The organism is Clostridium sp. 1001270J_160509_D11 (assembly GCF_015667935.1).
Taxonomy (GTDB): Bacteria; Bacillota; Clostridia; order Peptostreptococcales; family Peptostreptococcaceae; genus Intestinibacter.
The window spans coordinates 1-2,552 of the sequence record NZ_JADPET010000227.1; the positions used below are offsets into that span (position 1 = coordinate 1).

Here is a 2,552-nt window from a genome sequence, read left to right on the forward strand (position 1 = left end):
CTAAAGTGAAAATATAGATAAATATATTTTGAAAAAAAATAAATTAAAAGTAAATTATATTTATATCGATATGGATAAGTACGAACAAAATAAAAAATACTTAAAATATACAGGACGATTTGGCATAAATAAAAAAGATCAATTAGATCTGATAAGTAAAGTTAAAAATGAATGCTTTAAATTAAATATATTAGATAATGAAAAGGTATTGTTTTTAGGTAGTGAAGAGTTTATGTATATACCTATGTTGTTTGCAGACCAATTTAAAAAAAGCGATATATACTACCATTCGACTACTAGAAGTCCAATAATAGACATAGATATTGATAATTACCCTATAAAGACAAAATTTACTCATAATAGTCTTTACAATAAAGGTGTAGTCAATTATGTATATAATATAGACAAAATAAAATATGACAAATGCTTTTTATTTTGTGAAATAAATAAAGATAAAGAAGAATTTGAAGAAATTATAAAAATATTTTCGAATACAGATATAAAAGAACTAAATATAGTTTTATTTAAATAATATATAAAGGGAGAATAATATGAAGGAATTTTCGACATACAGCAAAGAAGATGTTATCTTTTTATTAAAAGATATATCTAATATGATAGTAGAAGAAGATAATTTGACGAGGGAGAGAAAAATACAAAGTGGAACTCATTATTCAGAGATGATACCTGTAGAATATCAAGTAAGTGATGAGTATTTAACTTTATACAGAGAAAAATTAAAAGACAACAAAGAAAAATTAGCTTTTGCAATCGGGGTAATGAGTGAAAAAATCTTAAAAAGACATAATCAAAATCCAATATTAGTTTCATTGGCAAGAGCAGGCACACCTATAGGAATACTTGCAAAAAGATATATAAAACAAAGATACAATATAGATTTACCTCATTATACAATTTCTATAATAAGAGATAGAGGTATAGATATAAATGCAATTAAATACATAATAAATAAACACCATAACAGTCAAAATATACAATTTATAGATGGATGGACTGGAAAGGGAACTATAGCTAATGAACTTAAAAAGGCATGTATTGAGCTTGAAAATACATTTAATACAGAGTTTGATCCATCTTTAGCAGTACTTGCCGATCCATGTGGATATTCAAATATATATGGTATAAGAGATGACTTTTTAATACCAAGTGCATGTTTAAACTCTACAGTAAGTGGACTTATAAGTAGAACAGTACTTAGAGACGACTTAATCGGACAAGATGATTTTCACGGTGCAAAATACTATAGTGAATTAAAAAAAGTAGATGAATCAAATAATTATATAGATACAATACAATCTTGTTTTAAAGGACAATATAAAAATATAGATAGAGAAATTGAAAATTGGACAGAAGATAAAATAACTCAAATTGGAAATGATGATGTCGAAAATATAAAAGATAAATACGATATAGATGATATAAACTTTATAAAACCTGGAGTTGGGGAGACAACGAGAGTGCTTTTGAGAAGAGTTCCATATAAAATACTTGTAGATGATATAAATAATAAAAAACTAAAACATATATTAGTTTTAGCAAAAGAAAAAAACGTAAAAGTAGAAGAGTTTAAATTTAAAGCTTACAGTTGTTGTGGAATAATAAAACAAATGAAGGATATATAATATGATAGTTTTTTCAGATTTAGATAGAAGTATAATATATTCAAAAAGATTTTTAAAAGACGACACTACTAAACTCGAGATAGAAATCTACAATGGAGAAAATATATCTTATATATCAAAAGAGACAGTTGAACTTATTAAAAAAATAAAACAGAATAGTTATTTTATACCTACAACAACGAGGACAATAGAGCAATTTAAAAGAATATCATTTTCCAAATACGGATTAGATTTTAAATATGCAGTAACTTCAAATGGTGGAAATATTTTAGTAAATGGAGAAGTAGACAAAGAATATAAACTACTTATAAAAGAAAAATTAAAATTAAGTTCACATATTGAAGATATAATTAAATTGTTAGAAAATTATAAAAGTATAAAAGGCATAAAAAAAATTAGAAAGGCAGAAGAACTATTTTTATACATTGTGATAGATAGAGATACTTTTGACTTTAAATTGCTACAACCTTTTATAGACGAAATAAAGAAATTAAATTGGGATACATACATAAATGGAACAAAAATTTATTTTTTACCTGCAGAATTAAAAAAATCTACAGCAGTAAAATATCTATGTAACAAATTACAACATAAAGACACATTTGCAATAGGGGATTCAATAATGGATAAAGATATGCTAGATGTATGTAAAAATTCTTATGTTCTAAAGCATGGTGAATTATCAAATTTAATAGATAATAATTGTGATAATTTATCAATAAGCACAAGACAGAGCTTTAATGGAACAGAAGAAATATTAAATAAGATTATATTATGTCAAACTAAATAAAATAGTAACATTTATCTACTAAAAATATTAAATAAAAGCTTATAGCAATTGTATCTGATGCTAATAAAATAAACGCACCTACTAATGATGCAACAGGTATTAACTTTTTATGAGCTGGT

At 24.4% G+C, this 2,552-nt stretch carries 3 protein-coding genes; all 3 read left to right on the plus strand.

Annotated elements, in window-relative coordinates; genetic code table 11:
• Nucleotides 1-28: 28 nt before the first annotated feature.
• Genes I4U58_RS13465 through I4U58_RS13475 form a run of 3 tightly spaced genes read left to right on the plus strand, consistent with a single transcriptional unit; the run spans nt 29 to nt 2,433 of the window.
• A complete protein-coding gene (locus tag I4U58_RS13465; protein WP_207743897.1) occupies nt 29-532 on the plus strand; it encodes a TRSP domain-containing protein in 504 nt (167 codons plus the stop codon).
• 19 nt (nt 533-551) lie between these two features.
• Nucleotides 552-1,643 carry a cysteine protease StiP family protein gene (locus I4U58_RS13470; RefSeq protein ID WP_195931846.1) on the plus strand — a complete coding sequence of 364 codons (1,092 nt, stop codon included), beginning with the start codon at nt 552-554 and terminating at the stop codon, nt 1,641-1,643.
• Nucleotide 1,644: 1 nt separating this feature from the next.
• Complete coding sequence (locus I4U58_RS13475; protein ID WP_195931847.1) at nt 1,645-2,433, plus strand: HAD hydrolase family protein; 789 nt, start codon at nt 1,645-1,647, stop codon at nt 2,431-2,433.
• The last annotated feature ends 119 nt before the right edge of the window (nt 2,434-2,552 follow it).